Source organism: Helicobacter sp. 219-2 (assembly GCF_030053225.1).
Taxonomy (GTDB): Bacteria; Campylobacterota; Campylobacteria; order Campylobacterales; family Helicobacteraceae; genus Helicobacter; species Helicobacter pylori_C.
The window spans coordinates 240,517-263,328 of sequence record NZ_JASGBS010000001.1 but is presented as its reverse complement, the minus strand read 5'-3'; the positions used below and the strand labels follow the sequence as shown (position 1 = coordinate 263,328).

Annotated in this window: 22 protein-coding genes and 7 tRNA genes; 5 read left to right on the top strand and 24 right to left on the bottom strand. The window is 38.7% G+C overall.

The genetic code is table 11. From position 1 onward, the window contains the following. Positions 1-11: 11 nt before the first annotated feature. The 8 genes from secE to P6280_RS01405 form a co-directional block, all read right to left on the bottom strand. Complete coding sequence (gene secE, locus P6280_RS01440; protein ID WP_000362125.1) at positions 12-191, bottom strand: preprotein translocase subunit SecE; 180 nt, start codon at positions 189-191, stop codon at positions 12-14. Between the two features lie 142 nt (positions 192-333). Beyond that, positions 334-409: transfer RNA gene (locus P6280_RS01435), tRNA-Trp, on the bottom strand. Positions 410-448: 39 nt separating this feature from the next. Further along, the gene (rpmG, locus tag P6280_RS01430; RefSeq protein ID WP_000865159.1) at positions 449-607 is read right to left on the bottom strand and encodes a 50S ribosomal protein L33; all 159 of its coding nucleotides are present in this window, start codon (positions 605-607) and stop codon (positions 449-451) included. Between the two features lie 33 nt (positions 608-640). Continuing rightward, positions 641-1,840 carry an elongation factor Tu gene (gene tuf / locus P6280_RS01425; protein ID WP_001040578.1) on the bottom strand — a complete coding sequence of 400 codons (1,200 nt, stop codon included), beginning with the start codon at positions 1,838-1,840 and terminating at the stop codon, positions 641-643. 126 nt (positions 1,841-1,966) lie between these two features. After that, positions 1,967-2,041: transfer RNA gene (locus P6280_RS01420), tRNA-Thr, on the bottom strand. Between the two features lie 30 nt (positions 2,042-2,071). After that, a tRNA-Gly gene (locus P6280_RS01415) sits at positions 2,072-2,148 on the bottom strand. A 15-nt stretch (positions 2,149-2,163) separates the two neighbouring features. Further along, positions 2,164-2,248 (bottom strand) — tRNA-Tyr (locus tag P6280_RS01410). A gap of 27 nt (positions 2,249-2,275) precedes the next feature. Next, positions 2,276-2,351, bottom strand: a tRNA-Thr gene (locus tag P6280_RS01405). Positions 2,352-2,545: 194 nt separating this feature from the next. Between P6280_RS01405 and P6280_RS01400 the strand changes: the two genes are divergently transcribed. After that, on the top strand, positions 2,546-4,282 hold the full coding sequence (locus tag P6280_RS01400) for an ABC transporter ATP-binding protein/permease (protein ID WP_015645912.1): 1,737 nt from the start codon (positions 2,546-2,548) through the stop codon (positions 4,280-4,282). An 8-nt stretch (positions 4,283-4,290) separates the two neighbouring features. Here the strand turns inward: P6280_RS01400 and P6280_RS01395 are convergent, their stop codons facing one another. The 15 genes from P6280_RS01395 to P6280_RS01325 all read right to left on the bottom strand — a co-directional run bounded on the left by P6280_RS01395 (position 4,291) and on the right by P6280_RS01325 (position 19,803). Beyond that, positions 4,291-4,959: an HAD family hydrolase gene (locus tag P6280_RS01395; protein ID WP_283236785.1), complete on the bottom strand. Its 669-nt coding sequence runs from the start codon at positions 4,957-4,959 to the stop codon at positions 4,291-4,293. Positions 4,960-5,062: 103 nt separating this feature from the next. Next, positions 5,063-6,052: a DNA adenine methylase gene (locus tag P6280_RS01390; protein WP_283236784.1), complete on the bottom strand. Its 990-nt coding sequence runs from the start codon at positions 6,050-6,052 to the stop codon at positions 5,063-5,065. Positions 6,053-6,060: 8 nt separating this feature from the next. Next, positions 6,061-6,723, bottom strand: coding sequence for an NlaIII/IceA1 family type II restriction endonuclease (locus P6280_RS01385; RefSeq protein ID WP_283236783.1), 663 nt, complete (start codon positions 6,721-6,723; stop codon positions 6,061-6,063). 26 nt (positions 6,724-6,749) lie between these two features. Then, on the bottom strand, positions 6,750-7,265 hold the full coding sequence (gene cysE, locus P6280_RS01380) for a serine O-acetyltransferase (protein ID WP_000886316.1): 516 nt from the start codon (positions 7,263-7,265) through the stop codon (positions 6,750-6,752). Between the two features lie 365 nt (positions 7,266-7,630). Then, positions 7,631-7,717: transfer RNA gene (locus P6280_RS01375), tRNA-Leu, on the bottom strand. A 55-nt stretch (positions 7,718-7,772) separates the two neighbouring features. Next, positions 7,773-7,859 (bottom strand) — tRNA-Leu (locus P6280_RS01370). A 68-nt stretch (positions 7,860-7,927) separates the two neighbouring features. Beyond that, entirely contained in the window at positions 7,928-8,245 is a 318-nt protein-coding gene (locus tag P6280_RS01365; RefSeq protein ID WP_000669957.1) for a F0F1 ATP synthase subunit C, read from the bottom strand. Between the two features lie 135 nt (positions 8,246-8,380). Beyond that, on the bottom strand, positions 8,381-10,447 hold the full coding sequence (locus P6280_RS01360; RefSeq protein WP_283236782.1) for a polyribonucleotide nucleotidyltransferase: 2,067 nt from the start codon (positions 10,445-10,447) through the stop codon (positions 8,381-8,383). Between the two features lie 2 nt (positions 10,448-10,449). Then, a complete protein-coding gene (locus tag P6280_RS01355) occupies positions 10,450-11,154 on the bottom strand; it encodes a phosphoribosyltransferase (protein WP_283236781.1) in 705 nt (234 codons plus the stop codon). 13 nt (positions 11,155-11,167) lie between these two features. Continuing rightward, entirely contained in the window at positions 11,168-13,429 is a 2,262-nt protein-coding gene (locus P6280_RS01350) for an LPS-assembly protein LptD (RefSeq protein ID WP_283236780.1), read from the bottom strand. 2 nt (positions 13,430-13,431) lie between these two features. Then, positions 13,432-13,911, bottom strand: a complete 480-nt coding sequence (locus P6280_RS01345) for an RDD family protein (protein WP_180656718.1) — start codon at positions 13,909-13,911, stop codon at positions 13,432-13,434. Between the two features lie 41 nt (positions 13,912-13,952). Next, positions 13,953-15,227 carry a phosphoribosylamine--glycine ligase gene (gene purD / locus P6280_RS01340; RefSeq protein WP_283236779.1) on the bottom strand — a complete coding sequence of 425 codons (1,275 nt, stop codon included), beginning with the start codon at positions 15,225-15,227 and terminating at the stop codon, positions 13,953-13,955. Between the two features lie 310 nt (positions 15,228-15,537). After that, the gene (locus tag P6280_RS01335) at positions 15,538-16,224 is read right to left on the bottom strand and encodes an ABC transporter ATP-binding protein (protein WP_283236778.1); all 687 of its coding nucleotides are present in this window, start codon (positions 16,222-16,224) and stop codon (positions 15,538-15,540) included. Then, complete coding sequence (locus tag P6280_RS01330) at positions 16,218-16,922, bottom strand: di-trans,poly-cis-decaprenylcistransferase (RefSeq protein WP_283236777.1); 705 nt, start codon at positions 16,920-16,922, stop codon at positions 16,218-16,220. Before P6280_RS01330 ends, P6280_RS01335 begins: the two co-directional genes overlap by 7 nt. Before the next feature lie 40 nt (positions 16,923-16,962). After that, positions 16,963-19,803, bottom strand: coding sequence for an FAD-binding and (Fe-S)-binding domain-containing protein (locus tag P6280_RS01325; RefSeq protein ID WP_283236776.1), 2,841 nt, complete (start codon positions 19,801-19,803; stop codon positions 16,963-16,965). 71 nt (positions 19,804-19,874) lie between these two features. Between P6280_RS01325 and P6280_RS01320 the strand changes: the two genes are divergently transcribed. Genes P6280_RS01320 through crcB form a run of 3 tightly spaced genes read left to right on the top strand, consistent with a single transcriptional unit; the run spans position 19,875 to position 21,338 of the window. After that, positions 19,875-20,216, top strand: a complete 342-nt coding sequence (locus P6280_RS01320; protein ID WP_220908807.1) for a rhodanese-like domain-containing protein — start codon at positions 19,875-19,877, stop codon at positions 20,214-20,216. Between the two features lie 2 nt (positions 20,217-20,218). Further along, positions 20,219-20,899, top strand: a complete 681-nt coding sequence (locus tag P6280_RS01315; protein WP_283236775.1) for a uroporphyrinogen-III synthase — start codon at positions 20,219-20,221, stop codon at positions 20,897-20,899. A 46-nt stretch (positions 20,900-20,945) separates the two neighbouring features. After that, positions 20,946-21,338, top strand: coding sequence for a fluoride efflux transporter CrcB (crcB, locus tag P6280_RS01310; protein ID WP_154436965.1), 393 nt, complete (start codon positions 20,946-20,948; stop codon positions 21,336-21,338). A gap of 44 nt (positions 21,339-21,382) precedes the next feature. Here the strand turns inward: crcB and hemW are convergent, their stop codons facing one another. After that, the gene (hemW, locus tag P6280_RS01305) at positions 21,383-22,420 is read right to left on the bottom strand and encodes a radical SAM family heme chaperone HemW (protein ID WP_283237440.1); all 1,038 of its coding nucleotides are present in this window, start codon (positions 22,418-22,420) and stop codon (positions 21,383-21,385) included. A gap of 95 nt (positions 22,421-22,515) precedes the next feature. On the opposite strand from hemW, the gene P6280_RS01300 reads away from it, so the two are divergent. Continuing rightward, positions 22,516-22,806: a c-type cytochrome gene (locus P6280_RS01300; protein WP_212881073.1), complete on the top strand. Its 291-nt coding sequence runs from the start codon at positions 22,516-22,518 to the stop codon at positions 22,804-22,806. Positions 22,807-22,812 lie beyond the last annotated feature (6 nt).

Genomic DNA, 22,812 nt, shown 5'->3' with positions numbered 1-22,812 from the left:
AAGCCACCAACCTATAGAACACTAGAGACAAAAGCCCCTAGAGAAAAATCCAACAAAGCTAAAAATAGCGTGATAGCACTCACCACCACCAAAACAGAAACAAGTGCGTTGCGTATCTGCTCTTTAATAGGAAATATCACTTTAGAAAGCTCTTCTCTAGCTAATTTATATTGCATGAGCCATTTATCCATAGTTTCTTTTTGCCCTCACTTAAACTTAATATATTTATACATTAAAAGAATTTTCAATTTTATCCAAAATAGCTTAAACTAAAATTAAAAAATTTAAAAACAATCCAATTGAAACACAAATTTGATAGAATAAATTAGTAGATGGCAGGCCAGGAGGGACTCGAACCCCCAACAACCGGTTTTGGAGACCGACGCTCTACCATTGGAGCTACTGACCTAACCTCCCCTCCTTTTAAATTGCAACACCAAAGAAAGAGCTAGCTCTTCAATTTGATTTCTTTATGAAGAGTGTGCTTATTTTCCCTTGGGCAGAACTTCTTAAGCTCCAGTTTTTCAGTGTTAGTTTTAGCGTTCTTGGTTGTGCTGTAATTGATGTCTTCGCAATCAGAACACTTCAACCCTATTTTAACTTTCATAATGACCCTTTATGGTGACTCTTTTTGCTAATATTATTCAATAATATTGCTCACAACACCAGCACCAACGGTCCTACCGCCTTCACGAATCGCAAATTTAGTTCCCAATTCCAATGCAACAGGGCTAATCAACTCCACAGTGATTTTAACATTATCGCCAGGCATAACCATTTCTACGCCTTCAGGAAGGGTGATAGAGCCAGTCACATCAGTCGTGCGCACATAGAATTGCGGGCGGTAGTTGGTAAAGAATGGAGTGTGTCTTCCGCCTTCTTCTTTAGAAAGGACATAAATTTCTCCCTCAAATTTCTTGTGCGGAGTGATAGAACCTGGTTTGCATAGAACCATACCGCGCTCTACTTCTTCTTTTTTAGTTCCTCTCAAAAGCACGCCCACATTATCGCCGGCTTCACCTTTTTCTAACTCTTTTCTAAACATTTCTACACCGGTTACAGTCGTTTTTTGTGTAGCTCTGATACCAACGATTTCCACTTCATCGCCTACTTTCACCACACCTCTTTCAATCCTGCCTGTAACTACAGTTCCTCTACCCGCAATAGAGAACACATCTTCAACCGGCATCAAGAAAGTTTTTTCGGTGTCTCTTTCTGGAGTAGGGATATAGGCATCCACTTCAGCCATGAGTTTAAGCACTTTTTCACCCCATTCACCCACATTGCCAGCCTTTGCTTCTTCTAAAGCTCTTAAAGCTGAACCCGCTACGATAGGAGTGTCATCGCCAGGAAATTCATACGCACTCAACAACTCGCGCACTTCCATTTCTACCAACTCTAACAATTCTTGGTCATCTACCATGTCTTGTTTGTTTAAGAAAACAACGATGTGAGGCACGCCTACTTGACGAGACAATAAGATATGCTCCCTGGTTTGAGGCATAGGGCCATCAGCTGCAGAAACAACCAAAATCGCTCCGTCCATTTGCGCCGCACCGGTGATCATGTTTTTTACATAGTCAGCGTGTCCTGGGCAATCCACATGCGCATAGTGTCTGTTTTCAGTCTCATATTCAATGTGAGAAGTAGCGATAGTGATCCCTCTTTCTTTTTCTTCAGGGGCGTTATCAATATTATCATAGTCTTTCATTTCTGCAAGACCTTTCAAAGAAAGCACCGCTGAAATCGCTGCACTCAAAGTCGTTTTACCATGGTCTACATGCCCAATGGTTCCAATATTAACATGCGGCTTAGTTCTATTAAACTTTTCTTTTGCCATTTGTATTTCTCCTTAATTTTTTGAAATGGATTTTAGAATTATACTAAACAAAATCCTAAGTATTCCTAAATGCTACCACAAAATTTAAGACATTTTTGTCTTATCGCCATTCAAGAGATTATAAACTGGAGCCTATAAGCGGAATTGAACCGCCGACCTCTTCCTTACCAAGGAAGTGCTCTGCCTCTGAGCTATATAGGCGTCTCAAAAACTAAAATGTTATCCTAAAAATGGAGCGGGAAACGGGGCTCGAACCCGCGACCCTCAGCTTGGAAGGCTGATGCTCTAGCCAACTGAGCTATTCCCGCATCTATAAAACAAAATGGTGGTGAGACGTGGATTCGAACCACGGAAGACATAGTCAGCAGATTTACAGTCTGCCCTCGTTGGCCACTTGAGTATCTCACCAAAAACTTTGCAAAATAACATTCCAACTGGAGCTGGCTAAGGGACTTGAACCCCCGACCTGCTGCTTACAAGGCAGCTGCTCTACCAACTGAGCTAAGCCAGCAACAAATTAAACAAATTAAAGACTTGGGATTATAGCAGTTTTATACTTAACTTGTCAAGAAACGATGACAGAAAGCTAAATTATTCGTATGGCACAGAGCATGGTTAAAATTTTAGCTATAATCTAGCTCAATTTGGCTTAACACAGCTCAAAGCTCATTAAATAATATAAAAGAATTTATGGACACTTAAATTATGGCAAGAAAAAAACATAAAATTTCTACTTTAAAATACTTTTTGCGCTCTTTAAAGCAAATCTACATGCTCATCACTTTCAAGGAAAAAATGGTTTTTTTCCTGCTTGTGCTGATGGCTGTTTTTTCTTCTTTTGTGGAAGTGATGTCCCTAACCCTCCTAATGCCTTTTATCACTCTCGCTTCCGATCCCAATAGGGCTTTAGACGATAAAGATTGGAAAATGGTCTATGATTTTTTCCATTTTTCATCTCCCGTTCGTCTTATGTATTTCTTTAGTTTTTGCTTGGTGGGGATTTATTTATTCAGGATGTTTTATGGGGTGTCTTTCACTTATTTGAAAGGGCGTTTTTCCAATAAGAAAGCTTATCAAATCAAGCAACAACTTTTTTTACAGCACATTAAAAGCAACTACCTCTCCCATCTTAACCACAACTTAGATTCTTTAAGAGATATTATTAACAATAAAGCAGAGGGCATGTTTATGAGCTTTAACGCTTTTTTGAATTTGCTCACTGAATTAACCGTGATCGTTTTTTTCTATTCCACGCTATTAATCACTAACTGGAAGATAACGCTTGTATTCACTCTAATCATCTCTATACAAATTTTTATTATCACTAAAAAAATCACCGTTCTTATTCAAAAAAAGGGCGAGATAGCGGCAAAATCTAGGGCGCAAACGCTTAAAGTTTTTTCAAAATTTTTCAGCAATTTCAAAATCACTAAACTCAAAGACAATCACGAAGAAGCCCACAAGCTTTTTGGAGAAAATAGCCGTAAAGCCCATGACACCGAGATCATTTACGCCACTTTGCAAGTAGTCCCCAGGTATTCATTAGAAACGGTGGGCTTTAGTTTGTTGATTTTAGCGGTCGCTTACATTTTATTCAAATACGGCGAAGCTAAAATGGTGCTTCCTACCATTTCTATGTATGCTCTAGCGCTTTATCGCACGCTCCCTTCTGTTACTGGCGTTTTGAATCAATACAATGAAATCGCTTACAACCAGCTTGCGACCAACATTGTTTTTAAAAGCCTTTCTAAAACCATCGTTGAAGAAGATTTAGTCCCTTTAGACTTTAATGAAAAAATCACTCTTCAAAACATTTCATTCGCTTATAAGTCAAAACACCCGGTTTTAAAAAATTTTAATCTCACCATTCAAAAAGGTCAAAAAGTCGCTCTCATAGGCCATAGCGGGTGCGGAAAATCCACGCTAGCGGATATTATTATGGGGCTTACCTACCCTAAAAGTGGGGAGATTTTTATTGATAACACCCTTTTAACCAACGAAAACAGGCGCTCATGGCGTAAAAAAATAGGCTATATCCCCCAAAATATTTACCTTTTTGATGGCACTGTGGGGGATAATATCGCTTTTGGGAGCGCCATAGATGAAAAACGCTTGATTAAGGTGTGCAAAATGGCTCATATTTATGATTTTTTATGCGAACATGAGGGCCTTAAAACCCAAGTGGGCGAAGGGGGTGCTAAGCTTAGCGGCGGTCAAAAACAGCGTATAGGCATTGCAAGGGCTTTATACGATAACCCTGAAATTTTGGTTTTAGATGAAGCCACTTCAGCCCTAGACAATGAAACCGAGAGTAAAATCATGGATGAAATCTATCAAATCGCTAAAAATAAAACCCTAATCGTTATCGCCCACCGCTTAAGCACGATTGAACGCTGTGAAGTCATCATTGATATGAGCCAACACAAAGACAATCTTGGCTAAAGTTGGCTTCACTCTTTTATAAAGTTTTGCAAATCAAACCCTTTAAAGCTCTCCAAATACTTCCCTTGATAGCCGTTTTGACCCACTAAATTTTTCAAAACCTTGCTGTTATAGCCCAAAAACGCCACTTGATTAGCCTTAGCGCTTTCATAGTCATTGACGCTATCGCCTATCATTAGCATGCGGCTTGGGTTATAGGCATATTTTTGAATGATATTAGCGATAATTTTGGGTTTATTAGGCGGACTCCCTTCAACGCTCTTAAAATATTTAATGATCCCTAAAAACTCGCACAACACCTGCAATTCGCTATGCAAGGCCGCTGAAGCGATATGGAAAACATGATTTTTATAATGCTTATCAATAAACGCCATCACTTCGCTATTCAAATGCCCCCTATCAAAAAGCTTTTGTTCTATAATAGCGCCAAACTCTAGGGCTAATGCACCCACTTCTTCTTGAGCGATAGGGGTTTTTAAAATCTCGTTATAAAAATATTGGATTTTTTCATCCCTTGAAATCCCCCCGCTTTGATAATGATAAACTTCAAATTGTTTCAAATTTTCTTGATTCTTGTTGCCATGCTTTTGAAACAACGCCTTAAACCCTTCATATTTTAAATGCATGCTGTCAAAAATCACGCCATCAAAATCCCATAAAACCACTTCAAGTGCCATGATTTCCCCTTTTTTATAGGCTTATTTTGGTTTCATTTTACCTTATTCAAGCGGTATTTAAGCGATTATTTTTGCCATTTAAAGGTTGGAGCTATCTTGACTCCTATTTGATAAGAATATGCAAACACTCTGTGGTGTGTGCGGCTTTGTGGGCGCGTTTGCTATCCGCTTTAAAACGCATGTAGGTTTTAGTAATCAAGGAGTAAGCGCCGTATTTTTTTAAAATATTCCCAATCTCTGTTTCACTCATAAGCCCTTCATTGTTATAGCTTAAAAAGATATATTTGAATCGCGCTGTTTTGATTAAATTTTCAAAAGCGTTTAAGATTTTAGCGCGATAGCAAAACGATGATTTCTGGTAACTGGGCAAGCCGGTTTTACCTTTTGGAGCAAAGGGCGTATAAATAGCAATCGTGTTTAATAAATGGTAATTCGCCCCATATTGCCTCGCATTATAAGGAGGGTCTAAATACAAAATATCCCCTGAAATCTTTCCAATCAGTTCGCTAGCGTCTTGCTGATACACTTCGTTAGCGTTTGAACTCAAATCAAAATCAGCGCCTTTTAAGATGAGTTCTTTTTGAGCGCTTTTTTTAAGGCGTTTTAAAAAAGCCCCATAAACTGAAGCGGTGTTAGCTACCTTGTCCGCGCTTTCTAATAGCGATGCGAGCAAAAAATAATACGCGCAATTATCAATGTTTTGAGAAAGCTTAAGCTCTTCAATTTTCAAACGCATCGCATCAATTTTTTGAGCGTTTGTTTCGCTAAAATACTGCCTTGAACTCCCCCCTAAAGAATAGTGCGAATAGATAAAGCCTTTTTTTAAAGCAACGCTATTAACCTCATCAATAAGCTCTTCTTTATTAGGGATTTCTTGAATGTTGCCGATATAATTTTGATTCAAAACAAAGCTATAATATTCCAAATCATTAGAGATGATTTTATGGACAGCCTTTTTAAACGCGCGCCCAACAATGCCCGTCCCAGCGAATAGATCACAAAAAATCGCGCCAGAGAGATCATTACTTGCAACCGCATGGATATTTTCCTTAATAAAGGGAATGAGCTTGTATTTAGAGCCGATGTAGTTCATTGCAACCGCTATAAAGTAGTTTTTTGATTGTATCCAATTTGATACCCTTCATTAAATATCCTATCATTACAAATTTTCCTGTATTGTATGGGGTCATACTGATAGCAACCCACACAACCATCATATTCAAACGCCCCCTCATAGAAAGGATAACGATTGCCAGGAATTTTTGTTGCATCAAATCTATAGCCACTTTCTTTGCATTTTTTACAAATCTGGCGTTTCTTGTCATTACAAGCTTTACATAAAGCCTGGAAATCATCAAAAGTCTGTGTGTTTAAATCAGAAACTCTTAAATCATCCTTGCGGCCGTCTTTATGATCTATTTCTATTTGAGTGTTTTCAGAGTTGCCACGCGCACCGCACATCGCGCAACATTGTTGGCTATAGTAATTTTTAATGTCTTGACGGATACTTTGGTTAAAAACACATCTAGTATTATAGCCATTCAAGCGTATTCTATCAATAGAATTTCCTGGAGTTTGCCTTTTATCAAATTCTAATTCAAATTCTTTAGCCAAAGATGAGTTATTCCTGCACCAACTCCCCCCATTACCTAGCTGTAATCCTTGATATTTTCCTATAAATTCTATAGCGCTTACCCAACGACTCATTCCGTTTTTATCAGGTTGTGCAAGTTCCAAAAATAACTCTTTTTTACTTTTACTCATTTTAAAAATTCTCTCTTTACTTAAAATTAACGATCCTTTGTGATGGTTTTAGCTTTAGCGCCTACAGCCGTAGAACCCGTGGGTAAATCTGAAAGCACCACCGCATTAGCCCCAATCTTCACATCATCACCCACGCAAATCGCACCCAAGACCTTAGCCCCAGCCCCCACTACCACTCGGTTGCCTAAAGTAGGGTGGCGCTTGCCCTTGAACTTGCCCGTGCCCCCTAGAGTTACGCCATGATAAATGGTAACATCATCTCCAATCTCTGTGGTCTCGCCAATCACCACACCCATGCCATGATCAATAAAGAGCCCTCTCCCAATCTTAGCGCCCGGGTGGATTTCTATCCCAGTAATAAAGCGCGCTAACTGAGAAAGCGCGCGCGCAATAAAATAAAACCCTTTCTTGTGCAACGCATGCGCTAGGCGGTGGCAAAGCAGTGCATGAATGCCCGGATAAAGCAAAAGAACCTCCCACTTATTCCTAGCTGCCGGGTCTTCTTGCAAGACACGCTCCAGGCTATAAGACAAATCCAGCATGATAGAGTCTCCGGTTGAAATATATTTGAATCGACATGACTTAAGCAGATTTTTTCTCATCCATTCCAGTGAGAGCGCCCCTTTCTAAAGAAAGAAGCTTCCTAACTAAAGCATTCCATTGAATGCTAACACGAAAGGCTTTGTTCTTTAAAGTCTGCATGGATATTTCCTACCCCAAAAAATTAGTGGGATTTTAACATCTTTTAGCTAAATCATTATACCTAAACTCACACTCCTTTTATAATGGGTTAAACAATCCTTTAAAAAAGGCTCAAAACTCACTAATCCATCTATTTGGCATTTATTTGGAATAAAACTATTTTAAATGAAAAAATAAAAAACAAGTTGAAAAAGATTATCAGCAATGGTGCCGAAGGTCGGACTCGAACCGACACGGGATTGCTCCCACCAGATTTTGAGTCTAGCGTGTCTACCAATTCCACCACTTCGGCGTATATATAGAGCAAAGAGTGAGATTATACCCACTTATTCCTTAAAGAAACTTAATGGTGCACTGGGCGAGACTCGAACTCGCACGAGATTGCTCCCACCACCCCCTCAAGATGGCGTGTCTACCAATTCCACCACCAGTGCTAAAAATTTGAAGCAAATATTATAGCTAAATTACGCTTTTTAAGCAATAATTTAGCCCATCAAAACCCTTAACTTAAGAATGGGTTACTATAAATAGCGATAATAGCAAACACTAGAGTATAAATCACTTGCGCTTCAATCATCGCCATGGCCACAAACATAGTGGTGAGCAATTTACCGCCCACTCCTGGGTTTCTCGCTGTGCCTGTAATGGTCGCTGCGGCCGCATTCCCCATGCCGATTGCCCCACCAAAAGCGGCAATCCCTAGACCGATCATCGCTCCTAAGATAGAATAAGATTTAATCATATCCATCCCCTCCATTCCACCATCATGAGCGAAAGCAATGCCCGCTAAAGCCAGAAAAAATAACGCTAAAAATTTCATTTTCGCACTCCGTTTTCAAATGTTCTGCGCTTGATTTTCATTTCGAATCGTTCCTCTACTTTCAAAAATACAAGCAAGAATTTATTTTAATACAAACTAGCTTAAAATCTCTTTTAAAAAACGCTTTTTAAAATTTTAAGCCAAATCCAAAGCGATTTTACCCTTATTGAAACTAATCACCCTACACCTGATACTATCGCCTTCTTTTAAAACCACTTGACACCTGTCCATGTTTTGCTTTCTTAACAAGCCTTCGCCCCCCTTAGGCAAGCTTAAAAACGCCCCAAAATCTACGATTCTCTTCACTTGAGCTTCTAACACCTCATCAATAGCGTATTGCTCCAATTCTTGATCTAAAGAATGCAAATAGTTTAAAATAAATTCCTTCGTTTTTAAAACCCGCTCTTTATTCCCCATGATTTTCACTTCACCGCTCGGTTTATTCAAATCAATTTTAACCTCAAACTTTTCTACTATCTCTCTGATCACACGCCCTCCTTGACCGATAATTTCTACAATTTTATCGGGCGCGACATTAAAAATCTCCGTTGCAGGCAAATGGGAAAAATTGATCACAATCTTTTCTTTCGCTTCATGCATGATTTTTAAAATATGCTCTCGCGCTTTTTTAGCTTGGAGTAAAGCTTGGTATAAAACCTCTAATTGGATACCGCTCATTTTGGTATCCATTTGCATGGCCGTAATGCCTTCTAAATTCCCGGCAATCTTAAAATCCATATCGCCTTCTGCGTCTTCTAAACCGCTAATATCGCTTAAAATGGCGTGATCTTGCCCTTCGCTCACCATGCCCATAGCCACCCCAGCGACTAGATCATAAATTTCCACACCGCTTGCATAAAGGGCTAAAGAGCCTGCGCAAACGCTCGCCATTGAGCTTGAACCATTGCTTTCTAAAATCTCAGAAACCAATCGTATCACCTGCTCTTTATTTTTAATGCTCGTTTCTAAGGCCCTTTTAGCCAAATTCCCATGCCCTAATTCGCGCCTTGAGGTCGCGCCAATAGAGCTCGCTTCGCCCACGCAAAAAGGAGGGAAATTATAATGAAACATGAAGCGCTCTTTAATAGGGGCTTTATGCTCCAAACTCTCATGGGTTTGAGCGTCATTATCCGTGCCTAAAACCCCTACCACTAAGCTTTGCGTTTGCCCCCTAGTGAATAAAATGGAGCTATGCGCCATAGGGAGCAAATCGCTCTCTATCAAAATGGGGCGCACTTCTTCTAATGCGCGCTTATCCGGGCGGATTTTATCCTTAATGATCATGCGCCTTATCTCAGTTTTTTTCACTTTTTCTAAAGACAATTCAATTTCTTCTAAACTGAATTCTGAGTGGGCTTCACTGATTTTTCTGGCAATTTCATTGAAAACATTTTCTCGCTCGCTCAAAGCAGAACTTTCAATGCCTTTGATGATTTCATCAAAATACTGATTTTTTAATAAATCTAACAGCCTTTCATTAAAAATTATTCCTTGGCTCTCTTTGAAAAGCAGCTCGTTTTGGTGGGGCGTGAAAACCTCTTCATAAAGCGTGCAAGTTTCTTTCAAACTTTTTTGAGCCAATTCTAAAGCTTTTAGCATTAAAGGCTCTTCTAAAGCGTTTAATTGTTGCCCCAAAGAGCGCATTTCTATCATGTTCAAACTCTCTTTTGTGCCGGACACGAACAGATCCAAACTGGATTGATTCAAAAGGCTTATGCTAGGGTTAATGATAAATTCGTTATCAATCCTAGCAATCCTGCAAGCGCTCACGCTTTTAATGGGAGCGATATGGGATAAAAAGAGAGCGGCTGAAGCAGCGTTTAAAGCAGAAACTTGCAAATCATTTTCAATATCATGGCTTAAAACCATTAAAGTGATCTGTGTAGGGTAGCGGTAGTCTTTAGGGAATAAAGGGCGTAAAGTCCTGTCTATAAGCCTAGAGGTTAAGATTTCAAAATCTTGTGCTCTGCCTTCTCTCTTAACAAAGCCGCCCGGGATCTTTCCGGCTGCATAAGATTTTTCTAAAAACTGCACCACTAAAGGCAGAAAATCTTCACTCACAGGCTCTCTTTCTACGCACACGCTCGCCAAAATGATGGTTCTTCCTAAGCGATACATTAGAGAGCTGGTGGCTTGTTTGGCCACTTGCTTGAGAGCGAATTCTTCGGTTTTGTTACTAGAAGTGATGGTGATAAAATCCATATTTAATGTTCCTTTTTTAAATTAGGCGCGTTGTTAGCGCCCAAGTATTTTTCAATTTCTTCATTGCTTAATCGCTTGAGTTCTTTATAATGATGCTCCACAGAGACAAAACATTCAGGGCGATACACGCTAATCACCCCATCGCACAAACTTTCTAAGCCTTGAGCGACATTTTGCGCGAGAATGGGGGTTAAAATATAAATGTCTTGGCATTCTTTTTTCAAGCAAGTTTGCACGCCCAACCCTGCTCTAAACCCGGTTTCAATCCCCCTATCTACGATAAAAATATTTTTATTTTTTAAGCTTTTGATCGCATTGCCTTTGCGATACTGATAAATCTGGGACAAAATGTCTTCTTCATAAGCTCGCTTGGCTTCCCAATAAACATAGTCTAAAGTGATGTCAAAGGAATCGATCAAACTTTCATTCATCACTATATCCATGCTCTCACTCACCAAAGCGATCTCGCATTTTGAATTTAAAGGGGCTAGGATAGGTTCTAAAAAAAGTATATCATAAGTCGCTCCAAATTTTTGCGCTAAAGCGTTAGCCAAATACAGAGCGTTAAAACTCAAAGCGAGCATGATGGAATCTTTTAAATCAATGTGGCGCGTGTGGATTTCATTAATCAATTTGTTCAAAGCGTCTTCTTCATTGATAAAACGCATGCCCTCTATATCGGTGATATGGCTAAAATCCGTATTCAAATGCATTCCTTTTTTACTTACGCTGTAAAGAGCGGTAAGTTACATTGGTTTTAGTGATCGGTGAAAAGTCTAATTCTAGCTTAACATAGTTATTTTCAAACACTCTTATAGGTTGGTTGGGATCGCCGGTGAGGATAGGGCGCCGTTGGTTAACGAATTGAAAGCCAATCCCAAAACAACGGATTTTTTTATAAATCCCCACATTCCAATTTAAAACCACATTATTTCTAATATCATAACCCACATCCGCGCTCATGGAAAAATAACCAAAGTCGTTGCTAAAACCCGCCTTTAAATAATCCGCAGGATTTTCTACAATGCTATTAATCCCACTGCTAAAATTGTTTCTTAAAAAATAAGAGAGGTTAAAGCTTAAAAACTTGCGTTGGTAATTGGCGTTCACAGAGATTTCTTCTAAGCGGTTTTGATAAAACGAATAAAAGACATTCCCAAAGATATTCAATCCTGTTAAGGGCGAAAACCCGATCTTGCTCTCTAATGGCATCCTGAAGGGCGAAACTTTATCGTCAAGATTGATGAGTTGCGATATTTTAAAATACAATAACTCTTGCCCCCCTAAGCCATAAAGGTATTGCGTTAGGGTTAAATTCACCGTCTTATTGCTCGCATCGCTAGGTAAAATGCTGTTAGGATTCCACACAGAGTCATACAAACGCCCTTGATAATCATAATCCATCAATAAAGGCGAAGTGTAGCTGTTTAAGGCTTGCGCGCTCAAAGCATACATGTTTTGAGAAAATAAGCCGTTTTTAAAGGTGTAATAAGGGATGTTGAAAATCGCTTCCAATTGGATCGTATGGAAAAGCTTGTTGTATTCTCTGGCTAAATCCGTATTGACATACATGGAAAAATTTGAAGACACAAAGTTCCCAAATTCCCTTGATTCATTAGGGATCGTAGGCACGAAGGAATTTTTAGATTGCATTAAAGCCACATTAGATAGTTGGAGATCGTTCCAAAGCCCTATAGACAAATACTTTTTAAACAAAGAAAATTGCAAGCCCACCGGCACATTCAAAGCGTTTTGCACATAGCCATAACCAATCTCTCTTGCGGTGTTTCTAAACTGATAATCCACCGAATACAACAAATTTTTAAAATACAAAGAATTTAAATATTTATGGTATTGCAAATTAGGGACAGATTGGAAAGTGCGGTTATTGTTGATTTTATTCAGGTTTAAAAAATACTTGATATTCAAGCCGTAATAATGATTTTCTGTTTGCAAGTAGTAATTCGCCCTAGACATGTGCGTGGCGTCCGTGATACGCTTATTAACCTTTTCAAAACGCACATAGTCCAAATCGTTCATGTATAAAAAACCAATGTAATGCCCGTTGTCAATATTAGACTTAAGATGAAAGTATTTTTGTAGAGTGTCCCTGCTAGAGCTTAAAAATTCAAACCCATAGATATTTTGATTCCTCAAATCATAGCGTTTGACATATTGAGTGTAATTCCTAAAATAGCGCGCATTGAATAAAAACCTGTCGTCTTTAGAGTTGATGTAGCGCGCTTCAAAATTCAAGCCAAAACCCCTTTTATAACGGATTTGTGGGGTAAAGGTCATATCCCATGAGTTTTTGGGGGCTAAATAAAAGGGTTGCAAATAAATAAAGCCGTCTAAATTAGAAGTGCCAAACTCAGGGTATAAAAACCCGGTCGTTCTTTTATTGCTCGTGGACATGAAAATATAGGGCAAATACAATACAGGAATATCACCGACATAGATCTTAGGATTCCACATAGACAAATGCGATTTTTGCATGTTGAATGAGCCTGAAGTCGCATTGACATGCCAAATGGGGTTATCAATGCTACACCCTGAAGCGCTCATGTTTTTAACCTTATATTTTTGATCCTTCCCGCTAGCAATATCCGCGCTCACCCAAATCCCGCTCACGCTATCTTGGACATAAAAGGGGAAAATGATTTCATATTTTTCATTCAAACTCAATTTCACATAATCGGTTTTAATGAGTAGGCCCTCGCCCTTATAAACCTTGATATTCCCCTCTAATAACGCTTCTTTAGTCTTGGTATCATAACGCACCTTGTCCGCTAAAATATACACATCATAATTCAATAAGATCGCATTCCCTGATGCGGTTATCACATTGTCTTTAGCGCTCACTTTATCCGCAAGGATTTCAAAAATCTTATGGTTTTGTTTGTCAAATCGTTGCATAGCGATTTCTTTAGCGTCTAATGCGCTCAACAAAAAAAAGACCGCCAAATACAACCAATAAATCATGATTAAAACAACACCAAAAGACTTTTGCTTTTTTCTTCATGCCATGCCCTATGATAGGGGTTTTTAAACACTACAAACCATAAAAATGGGCATAGAAAAACCACAATCTTTAACCCTAAACGCTTCAATAGAATAGCCCTATTGGGGCAATCTGCTAAATAAATATCAATAATTTTAATCCTAAAAACCAGTTTAGCCAAACTCATCTTGCACAAACACACAAAAAAGATTTCATAAACGCCATACAAGATGATAAAACCCATCGCAACAAACACGCCATGATAAATGGGGTTAGCCAGCCAGTATAAAGAATGCAAGAAATCGCACGCCCTCAAAAGATCGCTCAATAAAAACGCCACCAACAAACCATCGGTTAAAAACGCTAAGATGCGCCAATACAAGGGGCATAAACGCATTTTTTCACGCATAAGGAGTGTTTCTATGATTTCAGTTTCTTCTTTTTCTAAATTTGGAGAGCGCATTCAAAAACAAACAAGACAAACTCTTTGGTTTGTCTTAAACTTCAAGAGTATTCTTTCAAATCTAACACCTTAAAACCAATATCCTTGCGATAAAACATGCCTTCAAAATGCACCTTTTGAGCGATTTCATAAGCATGGTTTCTGGCTTCTAATAAGGATTTTCCTCTGCCAATGGCAAAGATCACCCTCCCCCCACTGCTTTCAAACACGCCGTTATCCTGCTCCACCTCCCCTAAAATCAAATGGCCCTTTTTTTCATCAACCGGATCAATATAAAGGGTTTGTTTGGGTGAAGAGCTGGTGGGGTAATTCCTAGAAACAAGCGCGACACTCATCACAAATTCCTTAGAAAACACCAATTCAAGAGAATTTAATTCCCCTTTGGCTGTGGCTAAAAACAAATCTAGTAGCGGATTTTCTACAAGAGGTAAAATCGTCTGGCATTCAATATCTTTAAAACGCACGCTAAAATCCAATAAATACGGCTCTAAAACGCCCTTTTCTTCTATGACCACAATTTCAGCGAGTAAAACCCCTTTAAAAAGCGTGTTATCAGCCTGAAATTTCTCTAAAGCGGGTTTAAAGATATGATTTTTTATCTTCTCTTCCAATTCATTAGAGAAAAAGTTTGCAGGAGCGATGGCCCCCATACCCCCCGTATTGACTCCATTATCCCCCTCTAATAAGCGTTTGTAATTTTGGCAAAAGGGCAACAAGATAAAATCATCATTGGCTATAAGCGCTGTAACTGAAAGCTCAAACCCCTCTAAAAAAGGCTCTATGATCACAGACTCATTATTTTGTTTGAAAGCGTCTTCAAGGATTTTTAGCGCTTCTTCTTGATGGTGGACAATGCTTGTGTTTTTATTCAACGCTTTAATCACTAAAGGGAAGGAAGCGTTTTGAATGTAATTGAGAGCTTCTTTTAAATCGTTTGTTTCAAAGTAAGATGCGCTTTTGATGCCGCACTCTTTAACAAAAGCCTTCATATAGCTTTTAGAAGCCTCTAACTTAGCCGCTTCTTTAGAAGCCCCAAACACTAAAATCCCCGCTTTTTCTAGCATCTCTGTAAGCCCTAAAATCAAAAGCTCTTCTTCTGAAATGATGGCTAAATGGATCTGTTTTTTCAGGGCTAATTCCACGATATGCTCGTAATGTTCGCATTCCAGATTCTCGCCTAAATCTTGAGTGCCACCATTACCCAAACAAAAATACAAAGCATTCACTCGCTCATCTTGCTGAAGCCTTTGAGCCAAAGCATACTCTCGCCCCTTATTCCCCACAATTAAAACATTATAGTTATTGTTATCTTTCATGTCTTCCCTAAAATGCGGTCGTTTAAAACCCAGATGACCGCTACTTTTACATGCGCATAAGTTCAACAAACCTACACTAATAAGGCTAGGAGGATTTTCTTAGGGGCAGATTTAAAAAATGCCATCACACAAAAACCACTACCTTAGCCTAACTTATTTTTTCAACGAACTTGCCATCATAAGAAACACGAATCATCTAGGCGATGCTTACAATTATACTTAAATTTTAAAGAAATTCCATGCAAAAATATTCAAGCGATCTGTGATAGTTTTGATTGGCGTTTAGGCGTTTTAAGACAAACTGACTGATTTATTTTAGCCTTTCTTTATACGCCGCTTCCAAACTGCTATACCCTTTTTTCAATTCTCCCACACCTCCAAAAGCCACCACTTTAGCTTCTTTTAAAAAAATCGCGCTGTCTAAATACTTTTCCACATCCACCACCAAATGTGTAGAAACTAACAAGCTTGCGTTTTGGCTAAATTCCTTAGCGATGAGTTCAAAAATCTCTTCTCTTGCAATAGGGTCAATCCCAGCCACCGGCTCATCAAAAAGATACAAAGAAGCGTTTCGTGATAGGGTTAAAATCAGCTGTAATTTTTCCCTCATGCCTTTTGAAAGGGCTTTAAACTCTCTTTTTAAAGGCACGCTGAAGCGTTTGAGTAAATCTAGGGCTTTTGATGAATCAAAATCGCTAAAAAAATCCTTGTAAAAAGCGATCGCTTTTAAGGGCGTTAATTTAGGGTCTAAAAAATCGCTATCGCTTAAAAACGCCACGCTTTTTTTAGTTTCTATGCCGATCTTTTGATTTAAAATTTTCACTTCCCCTTGATAGTTCAAATTCAATCCGGCTAAAATTTTTAACAGAGTGGTTTTACCCGCCCCATTAGGGCCTAAAAGCCCTATAAATTGCTGTTTGGGTAGTTTCAAATTGATATTGTCTAACGCTTTTAAACTCCCATAAGTTTTAGTCAAATTCTCTATTTCTACTAGCATTTTAATTCCCCGAATTTGCGCACTCTTTTGTAAAAATCGCTAATGATATTTTCTAAATCTTTAGGGGTGAAATCAGGCCATAAAATCGGCGTGAAAAACAATTCCGCATAGCTGGATTGCCACAATAAAAAATTAGACAAGCGCATTTCCCCCCCCGTTCGTAACAATAAATCCACTTCTGGCAAATTGCGCGTGTCTAAACGATTAGAAATTTCATTTTCTAAACTTTCTAAAAGGCTTATATTGCTAGGCGGGCTTTCTAGCAAGCTTTTAAATGCCCTTGAAATCTCGTTTTTAGATCCGTAATTGAGGGCTAAAACTTGCGTAAAATCCTTAAAATGCCTGGTATCGTTTTCAAGCTTTAAGATCGTGTCTCTCAATTCTTTAGAAAAGCCCTCTAAATCCCCTATCGCTTTAAAGCGTATGTGATTATCCAAATAAGTGGATCGCTCATCTTTAAGGTATTTTTTAAGCATTTTCATTAAAAAATCCACTTCACTTTTAGAGCGTTTCCAATTTTCTGTAGAAAAAGCGTATAAAGTCAAGCATTCTAGCTTATGATTAGCGCACCAGATCGTAATGTCTTTAAGGGTTTTTACGCCCTTTTTATGCCCATAAGCCCTAGCTTTATTCTTTAATTTAGCCCACCTGCCATTACCATCCATAATAATGGCAAGATGTTTGAGAGTGTTATCCAATGCCTTTACCCTTTAAAGAAATTCTTCAATTATACACCATTTAAAGCGTGCAAGCATCCACTAAATAAGCGATATGCTGCCAAGAAAAGTGGGTTTTTTCACTCAAACCGATCTCGCAAGTGCTGGAAGTGGAAAAGCCCCTTTTAAGATCATAGGATTGGTAAAACGCTTGAAAGCCGTTTAAAGCGCTCTCGTTCAATTCAGGGGTAAAAAAGCCCTTATTCCCCGCAAAGCCGCAACAACCCGTCTCTTTGTGGATAACAATCTCGCCCAAAGTGCATTTTTTAGCCAAATTGAATAACAACTCTTCTTTATTTTCTAACTTTAAAGCGCACATCGTGTATAACCCTATGTCTTCGTTAATGGGGTTGAATTTTAATTTAGGGCTTAGAACTTCTTCAATATAGACGCTCAAATCATAGACTTTCAAATCCTTATAGGCTTTCATCTGCTTGAAAAAATGCGTCGAACATGCGCTATGGTCTAAAACGATCGGTATTTTTCCCCTATCGCTTAATTCTAAAAAAATCGCATGGTTTTTTTCGTTGTTTTGTTTGGTCAAGTCGGTGTAATTGATAAAGGCTTTCCCGCAACAAAGCGCATTCAATCCATTAGGATACATTACCGAAACTTTGGCTTTTTGGCATAAGGATTCAAACACTTCTTGAATGCATCTTTTATCCGCCATTTTGGTTGATGGAGCGAACGAGCGGTTGATGCAGGTGCTGAAATAAATGACTTTTTCTTCGCTCTTAAGCGTTTTATTTTCTAAAGGATAGGCGTTGTTTTTGGGCATGTAATTAAAGGCTTTAGGGAAAGGCTTGATGAATTTTTTAATCCCTTTGGTCAGGCTCACTAAGTTGTGAGAGCCTATGAGGTTTTGAACTAAGCGAGCGCTTTTTAAAGAAAAACGAGCCATGCTTGTGGTTGTTTGCATGTTATTAAGGATCTTTGAAGCGATCTTTTCGCCTTTAGGGTTTTTTTGATAATAATTTAGGGCGATCTTTCCGGTATCAATTCCTAAAGGGCATAGCACAGAACACATATGGCACACCGCGCAAGTAGCGTGCGCTAAATATTCAGACTCTTTTAAAAGCTCATCTAATAAAACTTGATCTTCATTATGGCCATGACTTACCCTTTCTTTTAAGCGCTCTATCTCTCTGTGGATAACGATTCGTTGTCGTGGCGTTAAAGATAAATCTTTGCTAGGGCAAACCCTTTCACAAAACCCGCATTCCATGCACATGTCCAAATGCTCTTCAATAGGGTGAATGCTCTTTAAATTTTTAGTGTGGATTTCTTTATCGTTTGTGATGATCACATCAGGGTTTAAAATGCCGTTAGGATCAAACAATTCTTTGATTTGTTTGTGGATTTTATAGGCTTTTTCTCCCCACTCCATTTCCACAAAGGGGGCCACCATCCTGCCTGTGCCATGCTCGGCTTTAATAGAGCCAGAGCTTTTGCTCACCATTAAAAACATGTCAGAAACTAAATTTTCAAACGCTTTTCTTTCAGTTTCATTTTCCAAAATCGGCGTAACGACAAAGTGCAAATTCCCGCTTAACGCATGCCCAAAAATAATGCTGTTATCCTTAAAGCCATGTTTTTTCAAAAGCCCTTCAATCGCTTTTGTCCCCTCTACAAAATTTTCTTGACTGAAGCACACATCTTCAATAATTACAGAGCTTTGGCTTTTTCTTTGAGACGCTGCGATAGGGAAAATGCCTTTTCTGATCTTCCACCACGATTGATAAATAGTAGGATCACTGCTGATTTGAGAATCTAAAACGACCGGTATCGTGCTCAAAGCGTTTAAAATCGTTTGCATGTTGTTTTCTAAAATTAAAGGATCATCGCTTTCGCTTTGAATGAGTAAGCATGCGTTAGGCTCTTTGATTTCTAAAATCACTCTGGGCATGCCCTCCAAACCTTTCACGCTTTTTAAGCACGCATAATCCATAAGCTCTGCTGAAGAAATCATTTCAGGCTGTTTGGCTTTTAAAGCGGCTAAAATTTGAGCGGCTTTGGCGCATTGCTCTAAATTTTCATAAAACAATAACGCACAAGTTTTATAAGCGTAGTCTTTCACGCATTCTAATTCCACGCTTGAAATAAAGCCTAAAGTCCCCTCAGAGCCTATGAATAAATGGCTAATGATTTCAATAGGGTCTTCAAAATCAATGAGAGCGTTTAAGCTGTAGCCGGTGGTGTTTTTGATCTCGTATTTTTTCTTAATGAGAGCGTGCAATTCTTTATCTTCTAAAATCTCTTTTCTTAAATTCAAAACCCCTTCAATCAAATCTTTACGCGCGTTTTTGAAACTCTCAACGCTCTCCTGATTGGCCGTGTCTAAAAGAGTGCCATCAGCTAAGATCACTCTTAAGGATTTTAGGGTTTTGTAGCTGTTTTGCTCCACCCCGCAACACATCCCGCTAGCGTTATTAGCAACAATCCCCCCTATCATAGCGGTGTTTATCGTAGAGGGATCTGGGCCTATTTTTTTATGGTAAGGTTTCAATAAGGCGTTCGCGTTGCTTCCTATGACTCCGCATGAGAGCTGGATGCTTGTAGCGTTGTCTAAAATTTTAGCGTCTTTGAAAAAATGCGTAGCCATCACCAGCACCCCATCACAGCTCGCTTGCCCTGATAAGGAACTCCCAGCCGCTCTAAAAGTCAATGAAACGCCATGCTTTTTGGCTAAAACACAAAGCTTTTGAACTTCTTCTTCATCCTTCACCCAAACGACTATTTTAGGGATATAACGATAACATGATGCATCAATGCCATAAGCCAAACGGCGTAAATAATCCTTAAAAACCCTCTCGTTTAAAAACCCTCTCGCTTCGGTAAAAAAAGCGTCATAATTTTCTTGCACACACACTCCTTAAACATTCCTATTTATCAAATCATTGTAACATAACCTTACTTTAAAAATTAAGGATAAACATGCTTGAAGATTATGCAATCAGTTTAGAAGAAGTCAATTTCAATGATTTTATTGTCGTAGATGTGCGCGAGTTGGACGAATATGAAGAATTGCATTTGCCTAACGCTACGCTCATTAGTGTTAATGATCAAGAAAAGCTCGCTGATTTTTTATCCCAGCACAAAGATAAAAAAGTGTTGCTCCATTGCAGGGCTGGTCGCAGGGCTTTAGATGCGGCTAAAAGCATGCATGAATTAGGCTATACGCCCTATTATTTAGAGGGCAATGTCTATGATTTTGAAAAATACGGCTTTAGAATGGTCTATGATGACGCTTGCGATAAAAAAGATAAGAAAAACTAGGCATGAGGGAGGTTGTATGGGTGCATTCTCAAAGAATCGCCCCTTATAAGACTCTCATTTTAAACGAATTTTGCTACTATCCCTTAGAATTAGATCCAACCCCTTTTAACGCCCTTATTTTCACTTCTAAAAATGCGGTATTTTCCTTGCTAGAAACTCTAAAAAACAGCCCCAAACTCCAAATTTTACAAAACATTCCTGCTTACGCTTTGAGCGAACCCACCGCAAAAACTTTACAAGATCACCATTTTAAAGTCGCCTTTATAGGGGAAAAAGCCCATGGCAAAGAGTTCGTTCAAGAAATCCTTCCTTTATTGGAAAAAAAAAGCGTTTTGTATCTCAGGGCAAAAGAGATTGCCTCTTCTTTAGACACCATTCTTTTAGAGCATGGCATTGATTTCAAGCAAGCTGTTGTTTATGAAAACAAGCTCAAACATTTAACCTTAAGCGAACAAAGCGCCCTAAAACCCAAAGAAAAGAGCATTCTTATTTTTACCGCTATAAGCCATGCAAAAGCCTTTTTACACTATTTTGAATTTTTAGAAAGTTACACCGCTATAAGCATTGGCAACACGACCGCTCTTTATTTGCAAAAGCAAGGCATTCAAAGCTATAGCGCTAAAAAGCCCTCCTTAGAAGCGTGTTTAGAACTGGCTTTAAGTTTGAGAATTAAGGAATGTTAAAAACACCTCATTATAATGCTCTCATTTATTTTTTAAAGGATGATGCATGAATTTTGTCTTTTTATGGGCCGCTTTAGGGGGGGCTATAGGGAGTTCGCTAAGGTATTTTGTGGGCAAAATGATGCCCAGTAAATTTTTAATGTTTGAAAGTTTCCCTTTAGGGACTTTTAGCGTGAATATCATAGGGTGTTTTGTCATCGGCTTTATGGGGCATTTGGCTGTTAAAAAAGTTTTTGGTGATGATTTTGGGATTTTCTTTATAACTGGGGTTTTAGGGGGTTTTACGACCTTTTCTTCTTACGGGTTAGACACTTTAAAGCTCTTGCAAAAATCCCAATACATTGAAGCCGTTTCTTATGTCTTAGGCACTAACATTTTAGGGCTTATTGGGGTAGCCATTGGTTGGTTTTTGGCTAAAAATTTTGTAGGCATTAATTAAAAAATGCTTTTTAGCGTTTTTATTAACGCTTGATTAACAGAGCCTTACAACAGCCACAAAGCCATTTCATCGGCCATGAAAAAATCGCTCGCTACCAATCGGTTATTTTTAATGAAAGCCTTATTTTCTTCAATCAAAAACCTTACTTTATTTTCATCTAAGAAATTAAGCTCAACCCCCAGCACGCACCTTAGGCCTAAAAACAGCTTTTCTAAACGCTTGTCTTGTTTATTAAGCGTTTCAACTTGGCGTTTTAAGGGGTCTTTGATGTAGCTTTCTATGAGCTTTTTCGCATAAAAGCGCTCATTCGCCACGCAGCCTACAGCCCCAGCCCCGCACCCTAAATAATCTTTAGCCCCCCAGTAAGCTAAATGGTGTTTGACTTGATAACCTCTAGCGTAATTAGACACTTCGTATTGCTTGAAAGAAAAGCCCTCTAAAATTTCTTTTATTATATTGTCAAAATGGGTGCATGAGGGTTTTTTGGCGTTTTTTTCTAAATTCGTGTTTTTTTCAACGCTCAAAGCATAAGCGCTCAAGTGGTTGATAGGGAGTTCTTTAGCGAGTTTTAATTCTTCTTTTAAAGAGTTTTCATTGTCTAATGGGGTGTTATAAATCAAATCAATGCTGACATTTTCAATCCCGCTTTTTAAAATAGTTTCTACCACAGGAGCGATATTTTTGGAATGTTGGCGCTCTAAAAACAATAATTTATCCTCTCTAAAACTTTGCACCCCTAAACTCAAGCGGTTGATCCCTAAATCTTTTAAGCCTTGACACCAAGCTTTAGAAATCAATTCGGGGTTAGCTTCAGTGGTGATCTCACAATCTGAGCTCAAGTTTGCATTGCGATAAATGCTTTCAAAAATCCTTTCAAAAGACTCCACGCTCAAAGTGTTAGGCGTGCCGCCGCCAATAAAAACGCTCTCAATGGGTTCATCAGTTTGGCTTAAGGCATGCTTTAAATCCAGGCATAGCGCTTGAGTGTATTCTTCTTTTAGCCCATGCTTATCTTCATAGGAATTGAAAGCGCAATAACCGCATTTATTTTCACAAAAGGGGATATGAATGTATAAAATCATATTTATTTCTCTCATTTTCATTTCATTTTAAGCGAAACTTAAACTTGTAATTGTATCATTTTAAGATTATTTTGATAAGCATGAGGAGACAAACTATGAAAAAGGTTATTATGGCTTTAGGCGTTTTAGCGTTCGCAAATGTTTTAATGGCAACAGATGTTAAGGCTCTTGCAAAAAGTTGCGCCGCTTGCCATGGGGTTAAGTTTGAAAAGAAAGCTTTAGGAAAAAGCAAAATCGTCAACATGATGAGTGAAGCAGAAATTGAAAAAGAGCTTATGGATTTTAAAAACGGTGCCAACAAGAATCCTGTCATGACCGCGCAAGCTAAAAAATTAAGCGATGAAGACATCAAAGCTTTAGCCAAATATATCCCCACTCTCAAATAAACTCTC